This window comes from Bacillus sp. TL12 (assembly GCF_022625245.1).
Taxonomy (GTDB): Bacteria; Bacillota; Bacilli; order Bacillales; family Bacillaceae_G; genus Bacillus_A.
The window spans coordinates 1-506 of record NZ_JAJJBY010000204.1; the positions used below are offsets into that span (position 1 = coordinate 1).

1 protein-coding gene is annotated in these 506 nt (G+C 31.0%); it reads left to right on the forward strand.

Annotated elements, in window-relative coordinates:
* Nucleotides 1–103: 103 nt before the first annotated feature.
* Nucleotides 104–316: an alpha/beta-type small acid-soluble spore protein gene (locus LOK41_RS28525; protein ID WP_241819453.1), complete on the forward strand. Its 213-nt coding sequence runs from the start codon at nt 104–106 to the stop codon at nt 314–316.
* Nucleotides 317–506 lie beyond the last annotated feature (190 nt).

Here is a 506-nt window from a genome sequence, read left to right on the forward strand (position 1 = left end):
CTTATTGAATTGGAACAGAAACTTTCAAACATTCATTTACCATAAAAAGGAATAAATATTTTCCCATGTTTCGTAGCATATTAAAACCGTAGAGGTGATACATATGGTTAAAAAGAATAACAGAAATACTAATGAAGTATTGGTTCAAGGTGCTGAGAACGCAATTGATCAAATGAAATATGAGATTGCACAAGAATTTGGCGTACAACTTGGTCCAGATACAACAGCTCGTGCAAATGGTTCTGTTGGTGGTGAAATCACAAAACGTTTAGTAGCTATGGCGGAACAACAACTTGGTGGAGGATTCACTCATTAATTTCACCTAAAGTTATTAAAAGTTACAGTAAGTTGTAGCATATATTTTTTTACCTGTATTTAGTTTATAAATTTAGATACTTCACGATAAGCATTCAAATAGGGTACTTTTTCTTTGTTATATAGAAACTACATAATAAACGTGAAATTAAACAAAATGAACATAATGATATTTGTGGCTTATATTCGCA

Bases quoted from the DNA above. Each gene is read 5' to 3' on its own strand.
- LOK41_RS28525 (WP_241819453.1), top strand. From the start codon at position 104: ATGGTTAAAAAGAATAACAGAAATACTAATGAAGTATTGGTTCAAGGT.